General features: G+C 66.3%; 17 protein-coding genes and 1 pseudogene. 2 read left to right on the top strand and 16 right to left on the bottom strand.

Going from position 1 to position 20108, the window contains the following annotated elements; translation table 11 throughout:
• Positions 1-18: 18 nt before the first annotated feature.
• From AC3WQR_RS05890 to AC3WQR_RS05815, 16 genes and pseudogenes are all read right to left on the bottom strand, one after another.
• Positions 19-1941, bottom strand: coding sequence for a PrkA family serine protein kinase (locus tag AC3WQR_RS05890; protein WP_062470701.1), 1923 nt, complete (start codon positions 1939-1941; stop codon positions 19-21).
• Positions 1942-2597: 656 nt separating this feature from the next.
• Entirely contained in the window at positions 2598-3737 is a 1140-nt protein-coding gene (gene dnaJ / locus AC3WQR_RS05885) for a molecular chaperone DnaJ (protein WP_095744576.1), read from the bottom strand.
• Positions 3738-3837: 100 nt separating this feature from the next.
• Positions 3838-5778 carry a molecular chaperone DnaK gene (dnaK, locus tag AC3WQR_RS05880; RefSeq protein WP_492741401.1) on the bottom strand — a complete coding sequence of 647 codons (1941 nt, stop codon included), beginning with the start codon at positions 5776-5778 and terminating at the stop codon, positions 3838-3840.
• 114 nt (positions 5779-5892) lie between these two features.
• The gene (gene grpE / locus AC3WQR_RS05875) at positions 5893-6465 is read right to left on the bottom strand and encodes a nucleotide exchange factor GrpE (RefSeq protein WP_082817966.1); all 573 of its coding nucleotides are present in this window, start codon (positions 6463-6465) and stop codon (positions 5893-5895) included.
• 224 nt (positions 6466-6689) lie between these two features.
• Positions 6690-7040, bottom strand: coding sequence for an FKBP-type peptidyl-prolyl cis-trans isomerase (locus tag AC3WQR_RS05870; RefSeq protein WP_159277610.1), 351 nt, complete (start codon positions 7038-7040; stop codon positions 6690-6692).
• Positions 7041-7253: 213 nt separating this feature from the next.
• Positions 7254-7556 (bottom strand): annotated as a pseudogene (locus tag AC3WQR_RS05865) (winged helix-turn-helix transcriptional regulator); the annotation flags it as partial.
• 189 nt (positions 7557-7745) lie between these two features.
• Positions 7746-8591, bottom strand: coding sequence for an archaetidylserine decarboxylase (asd, locus tag AC3WQR_RS05860; RefSeq protein WP_492695115.1), 846 nt, complete (start codon positions 8589-8591; stop codon positions 7746-7748).
• Positions 8592-8929: 338 nt separating this feature from the next.
• Positions 8930-9922, bottom strand: a complete 993-nt coding sequence (locus AC3WQR_RS05855; RefSeq protein WP_492741399.1) for a Bug family tripartite tricarboxylate transporter substrate binding protein — start codon at positions 9920-9922, stop codon at positions 8930-8932.
• A 26-nt stretch (positions 9923-9948) separates the two neighbouring features.
• Positions 9949-10929, bottom strand: a complete 981-nt coding sequence (locus AC3WQR_RS05850) for a tripartite tricarboxylate transporter substrate binding protein (RefSeq protein WP_070059676.1) — start codon at positions 10927-10929, stop codon at positions 9949-9951.
• Positions 10930-10978: 49 nt separating this feature from the next.
• Complete coding sequence (locus AC3WQR_RS05845) at positions 10979-11740, bottom strand: SDR family NAD(P)-dependent oxidoreductase (protein WP_492741398.1); 762 nt, start codon at positions 11738-11740, stop codon at positions 10979-10981.
• Positions 11741-11766: 26 nt separating this feature from the next.
• On the bottom strand, positions 11767-13338 hold the full coding sequence (gene garD / locus AC3WQR_RS05840; RefSeq protein WP_492741397.1) for a galactarate dehydratase: 1572 nt from the start codon (positions 13336-13338) through the stop codon (positions 11767-11769).
• A gap of 22 nt (positions 13339-13360) precedes the next feature.
• Positions 13361-14656 (bottom strand): TRAP transporter large permease, encoded by a 1296-nt coding sequence (locus AC3WQR_RS05835; RefSeq protein ID WP_492741396.1) that lies wholly within the window; start codon positions 14654-14656, stop codon positions 13361-13363.
• An 8-nt stretch (positions 14657-14664) separates the two neighbouring features.
• Positions 14665-15153: a TRAP transporter small permease gene (locus AC3WQR_RS05830; RefSeq protein ID WP_062470671.1), complete on the bottom strand. Its 489-nt coding sequence runs from the start codon at positions 15151-15153 to the stop codon at positions 14665-14667.
• A gap of 96 nt (positions 15154-15249) precedes the next feature.
• Positions 15250-16227, bottom strand: coding sequence for a TRAP transporter substrate-binding protein (locus AC3WQR_RS05825; RefSeq protein ID WP_070059672.1), 978 nt, complete (start codon positions 16225-16227; stop codon positions 15250-15252).
• A 45-nt stretch (positions 16228-16272) separates the two neighbouring features.
• The gene (locus AC3WQR_RS05820; protein ID WP_492741394.1) at positions 16273-17163 is read right to left on the bottom strand and encodes an SMP-30/gluconolactonase/LRE family protein; all 891 of its coding nucleotides are present in this window, start codon (positions 17161-17163) and stop codon (positions 16273-16275) included.
• Positions 17164-17177: 14 nt separating this feature from the next.
• The gene (locus tag AC3WQR_RS05815; RefSeq protein WP_492741393.1) at positions 17178-18002 is read right to left on the bottom strand and encodes an NAD-dependent epimerase/dehydratase family protein; all 825 of its coding nucleotides are present in this window, start codon (positions 18000-18002) and stop codon (positions 17178-17180) included.
• 109 nt (positions 18003-18111) lie between these two features.
• On the opposite strand from AC3WQR_RS05815, the gene AC3WQR_RS05810 reads away from it, so the two are divergent.
• Both AC3WQR_RS05810 and AC3WQR_RS05805 read left to right on the top strand, forming a co-directional pair.
• Positions 18112-18972 (top strand): FadR/GntR family transcriptional regulator, encoded by an 861-nt coding sequence (locus AC3WQR_RS05810; protein WP_159277601.1) that lies wholly within the window; start codon positions 18112-18114, stop codon positions 18970-18972.
• 123 nt (positions 18973-19095) lie between these two features.
• Positions 19096-20085, top strand: a complete 990-nt coding sequence (locus tag AC3WQR_RS05805; protein WP_095950647.1) for a Bug family tripartite tricarboxylate transporter substrate binding protein — start codon at positions 19096-19098, stop codon at positions 20083-20085.
• Positions 20086-20108: the final 23 nt, after the last annotated feature.

The raw sequence follows: 20108 nt of genomic DNA, 5'->3' as shown, positions 1-20108 counted from the left end.
CGTTGTTCCCGCTGTCCGCTATGAACTCTTGCGCACCCGCAGGTACCACTCGCACAGAAGCCGGACCTGCTTGGCGGTGTAGCCCTTCTCGACCATGCGGGTCACGAAGTCCTCGTGCTTCTTCTGCTCGTCGGCGCTGCTCTTGGTGTTGAAACTGATCACCGGCAGCAGCTCTTCGGTGTTGGAGAACATCTTCTTCTCGATGACCGCGCGCAGCTTCTCGTAGCTGGTCCACGCCGGGTTGCGCCCCGCGTTGCCGGCCCGCGCACGCAGCACGAAGTTGACGATCTCGTTGCGGAAGTCCTTCGGGTTGCCGATGCCGGCGGGGCGCTCGATCTTCTCGAGCTCGCCGTTGAGCGAGGCGCGGTCGAACACTTCGCCGGTGTCCACGTCGCGGAACTCCTGGTCCTGGATCCAGTAGTCGGCGTAGGTCACGTAGCGGTCGAAGATGTTCTGGCCGTACTCGCTGTAGCTTTCCAGGTAGGCGGTCTGAATTTCCTTGCCGATGAACTCGGCGTAGCGCGGCGCCAGCAGCTCCTTGATGTAGCTGATGTACTTCTGCTCGGTTTCCGGCGGAAACTGCTCGCGCTCGATCTGCTGTTCGAGCACATACATCAGGTGCACCGGGTTGGCGGCCACCTCGGTGCTGTCGAAGTTGAACACCTTGGAGATGATCTTGAAGGCGAAGCGCGTGGAGACGCCGCTCATGCCCTCGTCGACGCCCGCGTAGTCGCGGTACTCCTGGATCGACTTGGCCTTGGGGTCGGTGTCCTTCAGGTTCTCGCCGTCGTACACCTGCATCTTGCTGAAGGTGCTGGAGTTCTCGGGCTCCTTCAGGCGCGTGAGCACCGACAGCTGCGCCATCATGCGCAAGGTGCCGGGCGCGCACGGCGCCTTGGCCAGCGAGGAGTTGCGCACCAGCTTCTCGTAGATCTTGATCTCTTCGGAGGCGCGCAGGCAGTACGGCACCTTGACGATGTAGATCCGGTCGAGGAACGCCTCGTTGTTCTTGTTGTTGCGGAACGCCTTCCACTCGCTCTCGTTGCTGTGGGCCAGCACGATGCCGTCGAAGGGAATGGCGCCGAAGCCTTCGGTGCCCTTGAAGTTGCTTTCCTGCGTGGCCGTGAGCAGCGGGTGCAGCACCTTGATGGGGGCCTTGAACATTTCCACGAACTCGAGCAGGCCCTGGTTGGCCAGGCACAGGCCGCCGGAGTAGGCGTACGCGTCGGGGTCGTCCTGGGCGTAGGTCTCGAGCTTGCGGATGTCGACCTTGCCGACCAGGGAAGAGATGTCCTGGTTGTTCTCGTCGCCGGGCTCGGTCTTGGCGACGGCGATCTGGCGCAGCACCGAGGGGTAGCGCTTGACCACCTTGAACTGGCGGATGTCGCCGCCGTACTCTTCGAGCCGCTTCACGGCCCAGGGCGACAGGATGCGGTTCAGGTAGCGCACGGGGATGCCGTACTCTTTTTCGAGGATCTCGCCGTCTTCGAGGGTGTCGAACAGCCCGAGGGGCGATTCGTTCACCGGGGAGCCGTGGATCGCATAGAAGGGCACGTGCTCCATGAGCTGCTTCAGGCGCTCCGCGATCGAGCTCTTGCCGCCGCCGACGGGCCCCAGCAGGTAAAGGATTTGCTTCTTTTCTTCGAGTCCCTGCGCGGCGTGGCGGAAATAGGACACCACCTGCTCGATGGCATCTTCCATGCCATAGAACTCCTTGAACGCCGGATAGATCTTGATGACCTTGTTCGCGAAGATCCGCGAAAGACGGGGGTCATTGCGGGTATCTACCAGTTCCGGCTCGCCAATGGCCTGGAGCATTCGTTCGGAGGCCGTTGCATATGCCGTCGGATCGCGTTTGCAGATATCCAGATATTCCTGCAGCGAGAGAACTTCCTCGCGGGTGCGTTCGTAGCGGGCTGCAAAGTTGCTGATCACGTCCATGGTCGCGCCTCCTTCAGGTCGGCGGGGCTTTTGACCCCGATGCCTACAGCCAGAGACTGCGTCGCTCCTCTTGGAAGAGGGGCCCCGCCCATGGCCGTATGCCGTGGAAAACTCCCTTACACACTATCTACACAATCGGTTCAATCAGCATAAAGCAAAGAAAGAACCAGGCAAATGTTTTATTTATTCTGAACCCCTCTGCCGAGTAAAGTTCCTCGGAAAACAAGGAACTTCTATTCGTGTTTCTGTTAAATTGAAAAGCTCGCGCTTGCGTAATTGTCCCCGGATGAAATGACTATGCCGAATGGCTATCGTCCTCATTGAAATTCTGTGGCGAACACCTTTCCTAATTGAACCCGGGTTCAATAAAGCCGATGCCTTTCAGCAATAACGCGCGACCTGTCGTTTGGTTTATTGCATATCCAAAAAAACATTAAAGCAATCCCCGCGCCACTCCTGTGGCGAGTGGCTGGCGCATGGCAACGTGGGAAGACAACGCGGGCGCCGGTCGGCGGCGTTCCGCAACGGTGCGGGGAGCACCGTTCGCGTGCCTGGCGCGCCGCCACAGGGCGGCAGCGGCCGAAAGAGGGCACGCTTCGGGCCGACAGGGCGCTGGCCCGGCGCTGACGAAGGCCGTCAGCGCGTCAGCATCATCATCAGCTGAAGAATTCCTTGGCCTTGTCGAACCAGCCCTTGTCGGTCGGGCTGTGCTTCTCGCCACCCTTCTTGAGCGATTCGTCGAGTTCCTTGAGCAGCTTGCGCTGGTGCTCGGTGAGCTTCACCGGCGTTTCCACGCGCACGTGGCAGTACAGGTCGCCCGGGTAGCTCGAACGCACGCCCTTGATGCCCTTGCCGCGCAGGCGGAACTGCTTGCCGCTCTGGGTGCCGTCGGGAATGTCGATGGCGGCCGCGCCCTTGAGCGTCGGCACGTTGATCTCGCCGCCGAGCGCCGCGGTGGTGACGCTCACCGGCACCACGCAGTGCAGGTCGTCGCCGTCGCGCTCGAACAGGTCGTGCTTCTTCAGGCGGATCTCGATGTACAGGTCGCCGGGCGGCCCGCCGTTGGTGCCGGGCTCGCCGTTGCCGGTGCTGCGGATGCGCATGCCGTCGTCGATGCCGGCCGGAATCTTCACTTCGAGCGTCTTGTTGTTCTTGATCTTGCCCTGGCCGTGGCACACGGTGCAGGGGTCGGGAACGATCTTGCCGCTGCCGTGGCAGGTCGGGCAGGTCTGCTGCACGCTGAAGAAGCCCTGGCGCATCTGCACGGCGCCCGCACCGTGGCAGGTGGTGCAGGTGATGGGCTTGGTGCCGGGCTTGGCGCCGGAGCCGTGGCAGGTGCCGCAGTCGTCCCAGCTCGGGATGCGGATCTGGGCGTCCTTGCCTTCAGCCGCTTCCTCGAGCGTGACTTCCATCGCGTAGCTCAGGTCGCTGCCGCGGAACACCTGGCGTCCGCTGCTGGTGCGGCCACGGCCGCCACCGCCGAACACGTCGCCGAAGATGTCGCCGAAGGCTTCCGCGAAACCGCCGAAGCCTTCCGCGCCGGGGCCGCCGCGCATGTTGGGGTCGACGCCCGCATGGCCGTACTGGTCGTAGGCGGCGCGCTTCTGGCCGTCCGACAGCATCTCGTAGGCTTCCTTCACCTCCTTGAACTTGGCCTCGGCGTCCTTGCTGGTGTCGCCGTGGTTGCGGTCGGGGTGATGCTTCATCGCAAGCTTGCGATAAGCCTTCTTGATTTCGTCCTCGTTCGCGTTCTTGGGAACGCCGAGGGTTTCGTAGTAGTCGCGTTTGGTGGCCATGGCAGCAGATTCGGTCGGGCGGCGGGAACTCGGGGAACTGGAAGCGAGAAAGGCTGGAGCACCTGTTCAGGTGTTCCAGCCTTGCATGAAGGGCAGGGGATCAGCCCTTCTTCACTTCCTTGACTTCGGCGTCGACCACGTTGTCGTCAGCCTGGGCATGGGCCGCAGCTTCCGCGCCTGCCGGGCCGGTGGCTGCCGAGGCGCTGGCCGCGGCGGCCTGCGATTCGGCATACATCTTCTCGCCGAGCTTCTGGCTCGCGGTCATCAGCGTGTTGGTCTTTTCCTCGATCGCGGTCTTGTCTTCACCCTTGAGGGCTTCCTCGACGTCCTTGATCGCGGCTTCGATCGCGTCCTTCTCGGCGGCTTCGAGGCTGGCCCCGTGCTCGCCGAGCGACTTCTTCACGCTGTGCACCATGGCTTCGCCCTGGTTGCGCGCCTGCACGAGTTCGAGCTTCTTCTTGTCGTCTTCGGCGTTGAGCTCGGCGTCCTTCACCATCTTCTGGATCTCGTCTTCGCTCAAGCCCGAGTTCGCCTTGATGGTGATCTTGTTTTCCTTGCCGGTGCCCTTGTCCTTGGCGCCGACGTGCAGGATGCCGTTGGCGTCGATGTCGAAGCTCACCTCGATCTGCGGCGTGCCGCGCGATGCCGGCGGAATGCCCTCGAGGTTGAACTCGCCCAGGGCCTTGTTGCCCGAAGCGATTTCACGCTCGCCCTGGAACACCTTGATCGTCACGGCCGGCTGGTTGTCTTCGGCGGTCGAGAAGGTCTGTGCGAACTTCGTCGGGATCGTGGTGTTCTTCGTGATCATCTTGGTCATCACGCCACCCATGGTCTCGATGCCCAGCGACAGCGGGGTCACGTCGAGCAGCAGCACGTCCTTGCGGTCACCCGAGAGCACCTGGCCCTGGATGGCGGCGCCGACAGCCACGGCTTCGTCGGGGTTCACGTCCTTGCGCGGTTCCTTGCCGAAGAAGGCCTTCACCTTTTCCTGCACCTTGGGCATGCGGGTCATGCCGCCGACCAGGATCACGTCGTTGATGTCGTTCACGCTGATGCCGGCATCCTTGATGGCCAGGCGGCAGGGCGCGATGGTGCGCTCGACCAGCTCGTCGACCAGGCTTTCCAGCTTGGCGCGGGTGAGCTTGATGTTCAGGTGCTTCGGACCGGTGGCATCGGCCGTGATGTACGGCAGGTTGATGTCGGTCTGCGCGCTGTTCGACAGCTCGATCTTGGCCTTTTCAGCGGCTTCCTTCAGGCGCTGCAGGGCCAGCACGTCCTTGCTCAGGTCGACGCCTTGTTCCTTTTTGAACTCGCCGATGATGTAGTCGATGATGCGCTGGTCGAAGTCTTCGCCGCCCAGGAAGGTGTCGCCGTTGGTCGACAGCACTTCGAACTGCTTCTCGCCGTCGACGTCGGCGATCTCGATGATCGACACGTCGAAGGTGCCGCCGCCCAGGTCATACACGGCGATCTTGCGGTCGGCCTTGTCCTGCTTGTCCAGGCCGAAGGCCAGGGCTGCAGCGGTGGGCTCGTTGATGATGCGCTTGACGTCCAGGCCCGCGATGCGGCCGGCGTCCTTGGTGGCCTGGCGCTGTGCGTCGTTGAAGTACGCCGGCACCGTGATCACGGCTTCGGTGATGGTTTCGCCGAGGTAGTCTTCGGCGGTCTTCTTCATCTTGCGCAGGATGTCGGCGCTGACCTGTTGCGGGGCCATCTTCTTGCCGCGCACTTCCACCCATGCGTCACCGTTGTCGGCCTTGGCGATGGTGTAGGGCATCAGGTCGATGTCCTTCTGGACTTCCTTTTCCTCGAACTTGCGGCCGATCAGGCGCTTGATCGCGTACAGCGTGTTCTTGGGGTTGGTGACGGCCTGGCGCTTGGCCGAGGCACCGACCAAGACTTCACCGTCTTCCTGGTACGCGACGATCGACGGCGTGGTGCGCGCACCTTCCGAGTTCTCGATCACACGCGTGGTGTTGCCTTCCATGATCGACACGCACGAGTTGGTGGTGCCGAGGTCGATGCCGATGATCTTTGCCATGTTCTTACTCCTGAAATTCGGAAAAATATGTTGTTATGAACTTGTGGATAACCCGGCGTGATTCAAGGGACGACGCGGGGATTTCCTGTGGGAATCTTGTGGGGCAGTGCCGATTTACTTCGGGGCGGCCACGGTGACCAGCGCCGGGCGCAGCACGCGCTCGTTGATCGTGTAGCCCTTTTGCAGCAGGCCCACCACGGTGTTGGCGTCCTGGTCGGCGGGCACCATCGAGATGGCCTGGTGCAGGTGCGGGTCGAACTTGTCGCCGGCAGCGGGGGCCACTTCGATCACCTTGTTGCGTTCGAGTGCGCTCTTGAGTTGGCGCAGCGTGGCTTCGGCGCCTTCGCGGATCTGCTCGGGCGTGGCGTCCTTGACGGCCAGGCCGGCTTCGAGGCTGTCGGTCACCGGCAGCAGGCTCTCGGCAAAGGCTTCGACCGCGAACTTGCGGGCCTTGGTGATCTCGTCGTCGGCGCGGCGGCGGGCGTTCTGCACGTCGGCCTGGGCGCGCAGGTACTGGTCGGCCAGCTCGGCATTCTTGGTCTGAAGGGCAGCCAGTTCGCCTTGCGCCACGGCCAGAGCGTCGAGCGCCTCGGCTTCGTTGGCGGCTTGCGCGGCCTCCAGTTCTTCGGGACTGGGCTCGCCTTGCAGCATTTGAGAATTCTGTGCGGATTGTTGCGGGTCAGACATTTTTCAAAGAACCGGCGTGCGCCGGAAAACAAACACAGCCAGCCACTTGGGGCTGGCCTAGGGCTTTTCAAGCGTAAAAATGCGGCCAAAAGGGCCGCAACAGGGGGCGCGAACTGAATTTCACGTGGGACACCGAGGAACCGGCTTCGCCGGGCCTCAGGTGTCGCCCCCGGTAGGGGGTTGGCGAAGCGGACACGAAGTGCCGCGCAGCCTGGGGGCGAGCCTCAGTGTGCGTCGAGGAGTTCGACGTCGAACTTCAGGGTGGCGTTCGGGGGGATCACGCCGCCGGCGCCGCGGGCACCGTAGCCCAGCGAGGCGGGGATGATCAGCGTGCGCTTGCCGCCGATCTTCATGCCGGCGACGCCTTCGTCCCAGCCCTTGATGACCTGGCCGGCGCCCAGCGAGAACGCGAAGGGGTCGTTGCGGTCGCGGCTGGAGTCGAACTTGGCGCCTTGCACGCCGTCGTTGAAGAGCCAGCCGGTGTAGTGCACGTGCACGTGATGGCCGGCCTTGGCTTCAGCGCCGGTGCCGACTTCGGTGTCTTCGTATTGCAGGCCGGAGGGGGTGGTGGGCATGGGAAACGCTCCTTGCGTCGATGAAATGGGAGAGGAATCGGAGGCGCGGAGTTTACCGAGGCCCGGCGGGCCCCCGCTTCAGCCCTGGCCGTCGGAGCCGGGCGGCGTGGCTGCGGGAGGTGCTGCGTCGGGGGCGGAAGGCGCCGGTGCCGCAGGCGCCACGGGCGAGGATGCCTCGGCCGATGCGGGCTGCGCGGCGGCGGGCCCCGCGGCCTTCTTGCTCTGCCCCAGCTGCCATTTGGCGGCGAAGGCCTGCAGGTCGGACAGGCGCTTGAGCAGGTCTTGTCCGCTCAGCGTGAGGCAATAGCCGTCGCTGCCGTGGCTCACGACGCCGGCTTCGCGCAATTCCTTGATGCGGGTGTTGAGGGTGTTGGGAGTGATGCCGCCGACGCTGTCCTGCAGCAGCCGGAAGGTCTGGGCGTGGCCGTCGCGCAGGGCCCACAGCACACGCAGCGCATAGCGGGCTTCGAGCAGGGCGAGCAACTGGCTGATGGCTGCGTTTTCCTTGGTACTCATCGACATCATCTCCTCGAAGCTGGGCGGACCGTCGGCCGGGGGCGGGCCGGGGCGGCGCACTCTTGTTTGTGATTGGTCGTCATGGACCGTCTGGCTGGCCGACGACTATAGCGCGAAGGATCAGGATGCTACTGGTTTTATAGCTGTACAGGCATGCAGCATGCGGGTTTCGAGACAAAGCTTCACAAATCAGGCGTAGTTGGCCATGGCTTCGCCCAGGCGGATCGCGCGGGTGGGCGACCAGTCCGGGTTGAAGGCCAGCGCGGGCGCCGGAAACAGCATGACGACGGTCGAGCCCAGCAAGAACCGGCCCATCTCGTCGCCCTTCTTGATGTCGATCTGCTGGTCGTTGTAGTGCCACTCGCGCAGCTCGCCCACGCGCGGCGGGTTGACCACGCCGTGCCACACGGTGGCCATGCTGCCCACGATGGTGGCGCCCACGAGCACGAGCACGAAGGGGCCGTTGGCCGATTCGAAGACGCACACCACGCGCTCGTTGCGCGCGAACAGGCCGGGCACGCCGCGCGCGGTGGTCGGGTTGACCGAGAACAGGTCGCCGGGCACGTGGATCATGCGCACCAGCCGCCCGTCGCAGGGCATGTGGATGCGGTGGTAGTCCTTGGGGCTCAGGTACAGCGTGGCAAAGCTGCCGTGCGCGAACTTGGCGGCCAGCGCGGCATCGCCGCCGACCAGCGCGGTGGTCGTGTAGTTGTGGCCCTTGGCCTGGAAGATCTGGTCGCCCTGGATGGCGCCGAACTGGCTGATGGCGCCGTCCACGGGGCACACGAGGTCGGCCTGCGCGAGCGGGCGCATGCCGGGCTTGAGGGCGCGCGTGAAGAACTGGTTGAAGCTCTTGTAGTGATGGATGTCGGACTCGAGCGCCTCGCCCATGTCGACGTTGTACTTGGCAACGAAGCGGCGAATGATCCAGGTGGTGACCGCGCCTCGTTCCTTGCCTGCGACCCAGCCGGCGAAATTGGTCAGGGCCTGCTTGGGGAACAGGTATTGGGGCAGAACTGCGGAGCGATCGGACACGTTGTGGAAGGCCTGGAATGCGGAATCGGACGGGCATTCTATAAAGTGCTTCTCCGGGGGAGCGTAGGAAGCTTCCCTTGGTTCGCGAGGGTGGGCGCTCTTTGCGGGTGCGCGCCCGGCGGGCGGTGCGGTGCGGTCGGCCCCACTGTGCCGGCCGCTTCGCGGCTGCCCTGCGGTGCTCGCGTTTCGCGGGGTCTCGCAGAACTCGCTTCGCTCAAACAGCTGCGAGCCCTGATCCGCGAAACGCTGCGCGCCTCGGCGGCACAGAGGGGCCGACCGCACCACACCGCCCACCGGGCGCTTGTCGGGGTGTGGATGCTGTCGGATGCGGGGGCAGGTCAGTCGGCCTTGATGCCCGCTGCCTTGATCACCTGCGCCCACTTCTCCACTTCCGTTTTCTGGAAGGCGGCGATCTGCGCGGTTGTCATATCGGCGGGCTCCATCCCGAAGCCCTTGAGCTTGTCCTGCATCTCGGGCGTCGCGAGGATCTTGCGGATCTCGGTGTGCAGGCGGTCGACGACAGGGGCCGGTGTGCCCGCGGGCACGAAGATCGCCTGCCACGACACCACCTCGAAGTCCTGCAGGCCGGGCACGCCCGACTCGGCCACCGTGGGCACGTCGGGCATCGAGGCCAGGCGCTTGGCCGAGGTGACGGCAATGGCGCGCAGCTTGCCGCTCTGGATGTGCGGGCCCGCGACCACGGTGGTGTCGAACATCATGTCGACCTGCCCGCCGATCACGTCCTGGATCGCCGGGCCGCTGCCCTTGTAGGGGATGTGCGTGAACTTCACGCCCGACTTGAAGCCGAGCAGCTCCAGCGCCAGGTGCTGCGAGGTGCCCGTGCCCGCCGAGGCCGACGAGAGGCCGCCGGCCTTGGCCTTGCTCGCGGCGATCACGTCCTTCAGCGTCTTGTAGGGGCTGGCCTGGTTCACCACCAGCACGACCGGGTTGGTGCCGATGAGCGTCACGGGCGCGAACGACTTCTGCGGGTCGTAGCCCAGCTTGGGGTACAGGCTCACGTTGATCGCGTGCGAGCTGATCGTGCCGCCCACCAGCGTGAAGCCGTCGGGCGCGGCGCGTGCACCGATCTCGGAGCCCACGCTGCCGCCGGCGCCGCCCTTGTTGTCGATGATCACGCTCGTGCCCAGCACGGTGCCGAGCTTCTGCCCGATGAGGCGGCCCAGCACGTCGGTGGTGCCGCCCGCGGGGAAGGGCACGAGGTAGGTGATGGCCTTGCCCGTGGGCCAGGTGTTGCCGCCCTGCGCGAAGGCGGGCAGGGCTGCCGCCAGCGAGGCGGCGAGGGCGGACTGGATGAGTGTGCGACGTTGCATGGCCGTGTGTCCTTGCTGTGCCGCGTTCACGGCTTGATGTTGAGCTTGGTGATCAGCGCCTTGAAGTAGGCGTTGTCCTTGGCCAGCGTTTCCTTGAACACCGCGCCGTCGGTGTAGACGTAGCCCAGGTTCTGCTTGTCCATCACCTCGTGCATCAGCGGCTCGGCGGCGGTCTTGGCGGTGATCTCGCGCAGCTTGGCCATCACTTCGGGCGGCGTGTTCTTCGGCGCGCCCAGGCCGCGCCAGGTGCCGATCGACAGGTCGATGCCGCGCTCCTTCGCGGTCGGGATCTTCTCGAAGCCTTTCACGCGCTTGTCGGCCATCACCATCAGCACCTTGAGCTTGCCGCCCTGCACGTGCGTCGTGACTTCGGCGGGGCTCACGGCCACGGCCTCGATGTGGCCGCCCAGCAGCGCCAGCACGGCGGGCGCGGCGCCCTGGAACGGGATGTGGCCGAACTTGGTGCCGGTCTTGTCTTCGAGCGCGGCGGCGGCCAGGTGCCAGATCGAGCCGTTGCCCGAGTTGCCCACGCGGATGCCCTCGGGCGACTTCTTCGCGGCAGCCAGGAACTCTTCGATCGTGTTCCACGGCGCATCGGCCTTCACGGTGATCGCGGCCGGGTCGGCGTTGAGCTGCGCAATGGGCTGGAAGTCGTCGTAGTTGAACTTGGCCAGGCCCAGGTGCGGCAGCGTGAGCAGCTCCACGGTGAGCACCGCGAGCTTGTAGCCGTCGGGCTTGGCGTTGATCACCTCGGTCCAGCCGATGGCGCCGCCCGCGCCGGGGCGGTTGACGATCACGATGCTCTGCGAGATGTGCTTGCGGCTCGCCTCGGAGAACGCGCGCGCCAGCCCATCGGTGCCGCCGCCGGGCTGGTAGGGCACGAGCAACTCGATGGTGCGGTTCGGGAAGTCGTTGGCTTGCGCCGCGGCGGGCGCGGCCAGGCCGAGCGAAAGCGCGGCGGTGGCCGAAAGGGCGGCAATGCCGCGGACGAACTGGCTTCTTTGCATGATGTCTCTGTCTCCGTTGTTGATCTGTTGTGCTGAGAAGGCGGGGGCTTCACGGCATGTACTGCCCGCCGTTCACCTCGAGCACCTGTCCCGTCACGTAGGCCGAGAGCTGTTCGGACGCGAGGTACAGGAAGGCGCCCACGCATTCGTCGGCCGTGCCCAGGCGCCCCATCGGGATGCCGGTCTTGAAGGTCTCGAGCATCGCGGGCGTCGAGAAGCGGTCCTGGAACGGCGTCTGGATCACGCCCGGTGCCACCGCGTTCACGCGGATGCGGTCGCCCACCAGTTCCCGGGCCAGGCCGTGTGTCGCCGTGCTCACGAAGCCCTTGGCGCCCGCGTACAGGTAGGCGCCGGGGCCACCGCCGGTGCGCGCGGCCACCGAGGTCACGTTGATGATGGCGCCGCTGCCTTGCTTGCGCATCTGCGGCACCGTCTCGCGGCAGAAGGCCAGCACCGAGCGCGCGTTGATGTGCATGACCTCGTCGAACAGCGCATCGTCGAACTCGGCGATGGGCATGCGCTTGACCAGGCTGCCGGCGTTGTTCACGAGCACGTCGATGCGGCCGAACTGCGCCGTGGTTTCCTGCACGCAGGCGCGGATCGCAGCCGTGTCGCGCACGTCGGCCTGCAGCGCAAAGGCCGTGCCGCCGGCGGCGCGGATGGTGTCGACCACGCGGGTCGCCGCCTCGGCCGAGCTGTTGTAGTGCACGGCCACGCGCATGCCGCGCGCGGCGAACGCGATGGCCACCGCGGCGCCGATGCCCGTGCTGGCGCCGGTGACGAGGGCGGTCTTGTCCTTGAGGTCTTCCATGGCTGTGCTCCGTGAGGGTGAGTCGATCAGGTGACCGGTGCCGGGTTGAACAGCACCAGCGCGTTGTGCAGCTTCCAGTGCTCGGCCCAGGTCTTCTTGCGGCCGCTGGCCACCTCGAGCATCAGGCGGAACATCTCCCAGCCGATGTCCTCGATGCTGGCCTCGCCGTCGGCGATGCGGCCCGCGTTCACGTCCATCAGGTCGTGCCAGCGGCGCGCGAGGTCGCTGCGCGTGGCGACCTTGATCACCGGCACCTCGGCCAGGCCGTAGGGCGTGCCGCGGCCGGTGGTGAACACATGCAGGTTCATGCCGGCCGCCAGCTGCAGCGTGCCGCAGATGAAGTCGCTGGCCGGCGTGGCGGCGTAGATGAGGCCCTTGTGCGCCAGCTTTTCGCCGGGCGCGAGCACGCCGGTGATCGGCGCCGAGCCCGACTTGACGATCGAGCCCATCGCCTTCTCGACGATGTTCGACAGCCCGCCTTTCTTGTTGCCCGGCGTGGTGTTGGCGCTGCGGTCGACGCGGCCCTTGTCGAGGTAGGCGTCGTACCAGGCCATCTCGCGGATCATGGCGTCGGCCACTTCGGGCGTGGCCGCGCGCGAGGTGAGCTGGTCGATGCCGTCGCGCACCTCGGTGACTTCCGAGAACATCACGGTGGCGCCCGCGCGCACCAGCAGGTCGGTGCAAAAGCCCACGGCCGGGTTGGCGGTGACGCCCGAGAAGGCGTCGCTGCCGCCGCACTGCACGCCCACGACGAGTTCGCTCGCGGGCACGGTCTCGCGCCGGCGCTGGTTCAGCCGCGCGAGGTGCGCGTCGGCCTGGCGCATCACCGAATCGATCATCGACATGAAGCCGACGTGCGCGTCGTCCTGCAGGCAGACCACGTCGAGGTCGTCGGCGGGCGCGCCGCGCTGGTCGGCGATGGGGATGGTGCCGGGCGGCAGCAGTCGCTCGGGCTGCAGCTTCTCGCAGCCCAGGCTCACGACCATCACCTCGCCGCCGAAGTTGGGGTTGAGGCTGATGTTGCGCAGGGTGCGGATCGGCACGATGGCGTCGGGCGCGTCGATGGCCACGCCGCAGCCGTAGCTGTGTTCGAGCGCCACCACGTCGTCCACATGCGGGTACTTCGGCAGCAGCTCGGCCTTGATGCGCTGCACGGCGAACTCGGTCACGCCCGCCACGCACTGCACGGTCTGCGTGATCGCGAGGATGTTGCGCGTGCCCACCGAGCCGTCGGCGTTGCGGTAGCCCTCGAAGGTGTAGCCCTCGAGCGGCGGCAGGGCAGGGGGCTTGACTGTGGCGATGGGCAGGCCGTCGAGCTCGGGCGCGACCGGCATGCGCATCACGCGCTCGTGCACCCAGCTGCCGCGCGGCAGCGCCTTGAGCGCGTAGCCGATCACCACGTTGTAGCGGCGGATGGCGTCGCCTTCGGCCAGGTCGACGAGCGCCACCTTGTGGCCCTGGGGCACGGTGTCGACCAGCACCAGGCCGTCGTCGAAGGCCGTGCCGGCCTTCAGGCCGCCGTCGTTCGCGACGATGGCGACGTTGTCGGCCGCGTGGATGCGGATGTACAGCGGCGGTCGGGTGTTCGCATCGGCCATCGGGAGGCCCTTTCTTCTGTCTTTACTTCACGACCATGAACAGGCCGGGCAGCCAGGTGGAAAACGCGGGAACAAAGGTAACGACCCCGAGCGCAAAGATCAATGCGCCATAGAAGGGCCAGATCGTGCGCATCACCGTGCCCACCGACACCCCGCCGATGGCACAGCCGACGAACTGCGTGGTGCCCACCGGCGGCGTGTTCAGGCCGAGCGCGCAGTTGATGAGCATCACCACGCCGAACTGCACCGAGGTCATGCCGTACTGCTGTGCAATGGGCAGGAAGATCGGTGTGCACAGCAGGATGGTCGCGGCCATGTCCAGGAAGGTGCCCAGCACGAACAGGATGATGTTGATGAGCAGGAAGATCATCCACGGCGTCGTCGTCACCTGCGACAGCATCTGGCCCGTGAGCTCGGCCACGCCGTACAGGCTGATGAGGTAGCCGAAGGTGCTCGAGATGCCGATCAGCAGCAGGATCACGCCCGTGGTGCGCACGGCCTTCGAGGCGGCCTTGATGAAGTGCTCCCACTTCAGCGTGCGGTACACGAAGATCGTGAGCGCCAGCGCATAGAGCACCGCCACCGCCGCCGACTCGGTCGCCGTGAAGATGCCCGACAGGATGCCGCCGAGGATCAGCACCACGATGAACAGGCCCGGCAGCGCCGCCGCGAACGAGCGCGCCACGATGGCCCAGCCCGGGAAGCTGCCGGCCGGGTAGCCGCGCTTCACGGCCACGAGGTAGGCGGCCGCGAGGTTGCTCAGCGTGAGCACGGCGGCCGGCAGCAGTGCCGCCAGGATCAGCGCCGCGATCGACACCTTGCCGCCCGCTGCGAGCGAATAGATGATGAGGTTGTGGCTGGTGGGCATCAGCGCGCCGACCAAGGCCGCGTGGGTCGTCACGTTGACCGCGTAGTCGGCGTGGTAGCCCTCCTTCTTCATCATCGGGATCATCACGGCGCCCATGGCCGAGACGTCCGCCACGGGCGAGCCCGAGACGCCGCCGAACAGGGTGCAGGCCACCACGTTCGACATGCCGAGGCCGCCGCGCACGTGGCCCACGAGGTTGCGCGCAAAGTTGACGATGCGGTCCGCGATGCCGCCGTAGAGCATCAGCTCGCCGGCGAAGATGAAGAAGGGAATGGCCAGGAACGAGAAGATGCCCATGCCCGAGGTCATCTGCTGGAAGCCCACCGCGAGCGGCAGGCCTTCGTACAGCAGCGTGGCCAGGGCCGAGAGGCCGATCGAGAACGCCACCGGCACGCCGAGCAGCAGGAACAGCGTGAACGAGAGGCAGAGAATGAGAAGAGGGGTCGTCATGATGAGGTTCAGCCCCAGGCGGGTTCGACTTCGCGGCCTTGGGCGAGCGCGATGATGTGTTCGATCGAGAACATCACGATGAGGACGCCCGACACGGCGGCGGGCACGTACTTCCAGCCTTCGGAAATCCACAGCGTGGGCAGGCGGTAGTCCCACACCGATTCGGCGAGCGAGGCGCAGTTCCAGGCCATGGCCAGGCCGAACAGCAGGATCAGCGCGTGGATGAGGTATTCCATCTTCAGGCGCAGCCAGTCGGGTGCGAGCACGAGGAACGATTCGAGCCCGATGTGGCCCGCGTCGCGCACGCCCACAGCCACGCCCAGCATGGTCACGTAGAGCACCAGCAGCAGCGCGAGGCTCTCGGCCCAGGTGGGAGTGTTGTTGAGCACGTAGCGGCCGAACACCTGCCAGCTCACGGCGCAGATCACCGCGACGAGACCGAGGATGCCCAACCACATGCAGGCACGGGCGAGCGTGCGGCAAAGTTTGGTGTACATATTTCCAGCGCGAAAAATGGAGAGGCTCCGCCTCTTCGTGGCCCCCGGCAGGGGTGCAGGGTCACGAAGTGCGCGAAGCCTGGGGGCGAGCCCTGTTTACTTCGTGTCCTGGACGCGCTTGACCAGGTCCTTGAGCTTCGCGTCCGTGATGAACTTGTCGTACACCGGCTTCATCGCGGCCTGGAACGGGGCCTTGTCGACGTCGATGATCTCGGCGCCGCCGGCCTTCACCGTGGCCAGCGACTTCACTTCACGCTCCTGCCACTGCTTGCGCATGTAGGGCACCGATTCCTTGGCGGCCTGGCGCAGCCAGCCCTGCTCTTCGGCGGAGAGCTTGTCCCACGCGCGCTTGGAGAACAGCAGCATCTCGGGCGCCATCGAGTGCTCGGTCTTGCTGTAGTACTTGGCGACCTCGAAGGCGCGCGCGCTTTCGTAGGTGGGGTAGTTGTTTTCGGCGGCGTCGATGAGGCCGGTCTTCAGGCCCGTGTAGACCTCGCCCATGGGCATCGGCGTGGCGTTGGCGCCCATGGCCTCGAGCATCGACACCCACAGGTCGGACTGCTGCACGCGCACCTTCAGGCCCTTCATGTCGGCGAAGTTGCGCACCGGCTTCTTGGCCGTGAACATCGAGCGCGCGCCGCTGTCGTAGTAGGCCAGGCCCACGAAGCCCTGCTTCTCGCACGACTTCAAAATCTCTTCGCCGACCGGGCCGTCGAGCACCTTGTGCAGGTGCTCCACCGAACGGAACAGGAAGGGCATGGTCGGCACCTGCGTCTCGGGGCAGATGTTGTTCATGGGCGCGATGTTCACGCGCACCATCTGCAGCGCGCCGATCTTGGTCTGCTCGATCGTGTCCTTCTCGTTGCCGAGCGCGCTGTTGTTGAAGACCTTGATGCTGTGCTTGCCCCCGGACAGCGCCTTGAGCCGTTCGCTCATGAACTTCACGGCGGTCACGGTGGGGTAGTCGTCGGGGTGGATGTCGGCCGAGCGGAACTCGGTGGCGCCGGCAGCCAGCGTGGTCAACGCGGCCGCCGCGCCGGCAGCAAGTGCGATGAGTGTCTTGTAGAGCTTCATTTGTCTCGTCCTCTTGGTGGTTGTCGTCAATAAAAAAGAAAAGGGTCAGCCGCCGAAGGCCGGCTCGGGCACGCCCGCCACGCCGGGGCGCAGCGCGAACACGCCGCCGGCCAGCGGCTGGTCCGACAGGTCGATGCCGCCGGGGCGGATCGAGGTGACGAACAGCGTGTCGAGGCCCGGGCCGCCGAAGGCGCACATGGCGGGCTTCTTCACCGGCACGGCGAGCGAACGGTCGAGCCGGCCGTCGGGCGTGAAGCGGTGCACCAGGCCGGCGTCGTTGCCGCAGATCCAGTAGCAGCCGTCGACGTCCATGGCCGCGCCGTCGGGTCGGCCGGGCAGGGGATTCATGTCGACGAAGAGACGGCGGTTGCTCGGCGTGCCGGTGTCGGTGTCGTAGTCGAAGGCCCAGACGGCCTGCACGCTCGGGTGCGAGTCCGACAGGTACATCGTGCGGCCGTCGGGACTGAAGGCCAGGCCGTTGGGAACGATCAGGTCGTCCAGTTGCAAGGCCGCGCCGTCGTCGCCGGGGCCGTGGCGGTACAGGCGGCCGACGCGCGCGCCCGCGGCCATGTCCAGCAGCATCGTGCCGGCCCAGAAGCGGCCCTGCCGGTCGCAGCGACCGTCGTTGAAACGCATGCCCGGCGCGGCGTGCGCCACCGGGGCGAGCGGCGTGGCCGCGAGCGTGCCGTCGGTGCGCTCGCGCAGTGCGAACAGGCCGCTTTCCATGCCGGCGATCCATTCGCCGGGCCGGTCGGCGCGCGGTGCGATGCAGGCGATCATTTCGTCGGCGTGCCACTGCGCATGGCCTTCGGCGGCGTGCCAGCGGTTGAGCGTGCGCGCGGGAATGTCGACCCAGTACAGCGCCTGCTGCGCGGCCAGCCACACCGGGCTTTCGCCCGTGCCGTTGCGCGCGTCGAGAACGAGTTCGGCTTGCATGCGGTGCGGCCCGTTCAGTCGCCGAACGGGCCTTGTGCGGTGAAGGCGCCGCCCTGGTAGATGGCGTTCGGGTCGGTGGGCGCCACCGGTGGCTGCGCTTCGACCTTGTCGCGGAACACCTCGGAGCTGTCTTGTGGCACGAAGCCCAGGTGCGTGGCGGCGGCGTTGTCCCACCACAGGTCGCGGTTGGCCGACATGCCGTAGACCACCGTGTGCTTCACGTTGGGCGTGAAGAGCGACTTCTGGATCAGCGTCGTGAGGTCGCGGTAGCTGAGCCACGTACTCATCATGCGGCGGTTGAGCGGCTCGGGGAACGACGAGCCGATGCGGATGCTCACCGTCTCGATGCCCCAGCGGTCGAAATAGAACTGCGCCATGTCTTCGCCGAAAGACTTCGACAGGCCGTAGTAGCCGTCGGGTCGGCGCGCGGCGTGTGCGTCGATGTGTTCGTCTTGTTTGTAGAAGCCGATCACGTGGTTCGAGCTGGCGAACACCACGCGCTTCACGCCGTGGCGGCGCGCGGCTTCGTACAGGTTGAACACGCCCTTGATGTTGGCTTCGAGCACTTCTTCGAACGGGCGCTCCACCGACACGCCGCCGAAATGGGCGATGGCGTCGCAGCCGGCCACCAGCGCGTCGACCGCGGCCTTGTCGGACAGGTCGCAGGGCACGACTTCTTCATGCGCGCCCGTGGCCGGCGCGATGTCGGCGATGTCGGAAAGGCGGATCACGTTCGCAAAAGGCGCGAGCCGTTCGCGCAGCACGCGGCCCAGGCCGCCGGCGGCGCCGGTCAGCAGCAGGCGGCCGAGCTGGGGGGAGGGGGCTTCAGGCGTCGACATGTCTTCGGGATGTGTGAGGGGAAGCGGAGGAGGTGGACAACGTCGTCACCGTTTTTAGGTGATAAGTTATCTGTTGTCGTACAACTGTGAGGGGATTATGATCGTCGTCATGGCCTCAACGACTGCGGGTAATCCCGAAGTTCAGACAACGACCGCTGACAACCCGGCGGGCAACGCCGCTTTCGTGGGGCGGCCGCGCCAGCGCGCGCGCGGCCTGGCGAACGGGCTGGTGGAAGACCTGGGCGAGAAGATCCGCAGCCAGTCGCTGCGCCCCGGCGACAAGCTGCCGACCGAGTCGGCCATCATGCAGGCCTACGGCGTGAGCCGTACCGTGGTGCGCGAGGCGCTGTCCAAGCTGCAGGCGGGCGGGCTGGTCGAGACGCTGCACGGCGTGGGCACCTTCGTGCTGCAGCCGCGTCCGGGCGGCATGGGCGGGGTGTTCCGCCTCGATCCCGGCGAGATCGCGACCTCGGTCGACGTGCTCGCCGTGCTCGAGCTGCGCATCAGCCTGGAGACCGAATCCGCCGGGCTGGCCGCGAGCCGGCGCACCGACGAGCAACTGGTGGCGATGCGCCAGGCGCTCGACGCGTTCGAGCAGAACGTCAAGGTGGGCGGTGACACCGTGGGACCCGACTTCGCCTTCCACCTGGAGATCGCGCAGTCGACCGGCAACCCCTACTTTGCCGACATCATGCGGCACCTGGGCACGACGATCATCCCGCGCACGCGCATCAGCGCGATCCGCGTGCAGGACGGCAGCTACCTGAGCCGCGTGAACCGCGAGCACGAGGAAATCTACGCGGCCATCGCGCGCCGCGACCCCGAGTCGGCACGCGCCGCGATGCGCATCCACCTGACCAACAGCCGCGAGCGGCTGCGCATGGCGCAGGAAGCCGCGCAACAACAGAAAGCCAGGGCGGAGGCGGCCGGAAACGGCGGCGCCTCGTCCGACAACACCCCTTCGCGCTGAGTTCTCCCCGGGTTTTCGGGGCTCAAGTCTGGACAAGCTGATTTTCTAGTTGTACGATGACTGATAACATGCGGCGCCATCGCGGCCCCGCATGCCTGCATCGAACTTCAGGAGACAGCCCCCATGACCGTCAACCGACGCGGCGCGCTCGGCGCCGCCCTCGCCACCACACTGGCCGCCAGCCTGCCCTTGCACGCGTTTGCGCAAGGGGCGGGCGGCACCTGGCCTTCCAAGCCCATCCGTCTCATCGTGCCGTACCCGCCGGGCGGCTCGTCGGACATCATTGCGCGCGCCATCGGCCAGCCGCTGTCCGAGGCGCTGGGCCAGCCCGTGGTCATCGAGAACCGCGCGGGCGCCAACGGCAACCTCGGCGCCGACATGCTGGCCAAGGCGCCGGCCGACGGCCACACGCTCATGCTGTGCGACCTCGGCGCGCTGGCCATCAGCCCGTCGCTGTACCCCAAGCTGCCGTTCGACCCGTCGAAGGACCTGCGCAGCGTGGCCATGCTGGCCTACTCGCCGCACCTGCTGGTGGTGCACCCGTCGGTGCAGGCCAGCACGCTGAAGGAGCTGGTCGAGCTGTCGAAGAAGAGCGACCTCAACTTCGCCGTCACCGCCAGCGGCAGCACCGCGCACCTGGCCGGCGTCGAGTTGCAGCGCAAGAGCGGCGCCAAGTGGGAGTACGTGCCCTACAAGGGCGGCGTGCAGGCCGTGCTCGACACCGTCGCGGGCCAGACGCAGGTGCTCATGAACGGCATGTTGGCCACGTACCCGCATGTACAGAGCGGCAAGCTCAAGCTCATCGCGGTGTCGAAGTCGACGCGCATGCCGCTGATCGGCAGCGTGCCGACCATCGCGGAGCAGGGCGTTCCCGGCTACGAGTCGGGCACATGGCAGGGCGTGGTCGCGGCGCGCGGCACCCCTGACGCGGTGATCGCCCGGCTCAACAAGGAACTGGTCCGCATCATCCGCACGCCCGACATCCGGGCGCGGCTTGCGGGGCAGGGCGCCGAGGTCGTGACCATGACCGCGCCCGAGCAGGACCAGTTCTTCGCCAAGGAGCGCGCGCGCTGGGCGCAGGTCATCCAGCAGGCCAATCTCAAGCTCGACTGAGCGGCCCCTTCTTCTGCTTTTCT

Source organism: Variovorax sp. FW305-3-2-15-B-LB1, from assembly GCF_058787635.1.
This window is presented reverse-complemented; position numbering and strand designations above follow the sequence as displayed.

Excerpts from the sequence above, each read along its gene's own strand:
- AC3WQR_RS05830 (WP_062470671.1), bottom strand. The coding sequence starts at position 15,153 with ATGTACACCAAACTTTGCCGCACGCTCGCCCGTGCCTGCATGTGGTTG.
- AC3WQR_RS05810 (WP_159277601.1), top strand. The coding sequence starts at position 18,112 with ATGGCCTCAACGACTGCGGGTAATCCCGAAGTTCAGACAACGACCGCT.
- AC3WQR_RS05845 (WP_492741398.1), bottom strand. The coding sequence starts at position 11,740 with ATGGAAGACCTCAAGGACAAGACCGCCCTCGTCACCGGCGCCAGCACG.
- AC3WQR_RS05820 (WP_492741394.1), bottom strand. The coding sequence starts at position 17,163 with ATGCAAGCCGAACTCGTTCTCGACGCGCGCAACGGCACGGGCGAAAGC.
- garD (WP_492741397.1), bottom strand. The coding sequence starts at position 13,338 with ATGGCCGATGCGAACACCCGACCGCCGCTGTACATCCGCATCCACGCG.
- AC3WQR_RS05855 (WP_492741399.1), bottom strand. The coding sequence starts at position 9,922 with ATGCAACGTCGCACACTCATCCAGTCCGCCCTCGCCGCCTCGCTGGCG.
- AC3WQR_RS05805 (WP_095950647.1), top strand. The coding sequence starts at position 19,096 with ATGACCGTCAACCGACGCGGCGCGCTCGGCGCCGCCCTCGCCACCACA.
- AC3WQR_RS05850 (WP_070059676.1), bottom strand. The coding sequence starts at position 10,929 with ATGCAAAGAAGCCAGTTCGTCCGCGGCATTGCCGCCCTTTCGGCCACC.
- AC3WQR_RS05825 (WP_070059672.1), bottom strand. The coding sequence starts at position 16,227 with ATGAAGCTCTACAAGACACTCATCGCACTTGCTGCCGGCGCGGCGGCC.
- AC3WQR_RS05835 (WP_492741396.1), bottom strand. The coding sequence starts at position 14,656 with ATGACGACCCCTCTTCTCATTCTCTGCCTCTCGTTCACGCTGTTCCTG.
- AC3WQR_RS05815 (WP_492741393.1), bottom strand. The coding sequence starts at position 18,002 with ATGTCGACGCCTGAAGCCCCCTCCCCCCAGCTCGGCCGCCTGCTGCTG.
- dnaJ (WP_095744576.1), bottom strand. The coding sequence starts at position 3,737 with ATGGCCACCAAACGCGACTACTACGAAACCCTCGGCGTTCCCAAGAAC.
- grpE (WP_082817966.1), bottom strand. The coding sequence starts at position 6,465 with ATGTCTGACCCGCAACAATCCGCACAGAATTCTCAAATGCTGCAAGGC.
- dnaK (WP_492741401.1), bottom strand. The coding sequence starts at position 5,778 with ATGGCAAAGATCATCGGCATCGACCTCGGCACCACCAACTCGTGCGTG.
- AC3WQR_RS05890 (WP_062470701.1), bottom strand. The coding sequence starts at position 1,941 with ATGGACGTGATCAGCAACTTTGCAGCCCGCTACGAACGCACCCGCGAG.
- AC3WQR_RS05870 (WP_159277610.1), bottom strand. The coding sequence starts at position 7,040 with ATGCCCACCACCCCCTCCGGCCTGCAATACGAAGACACCGAAGTCGGC.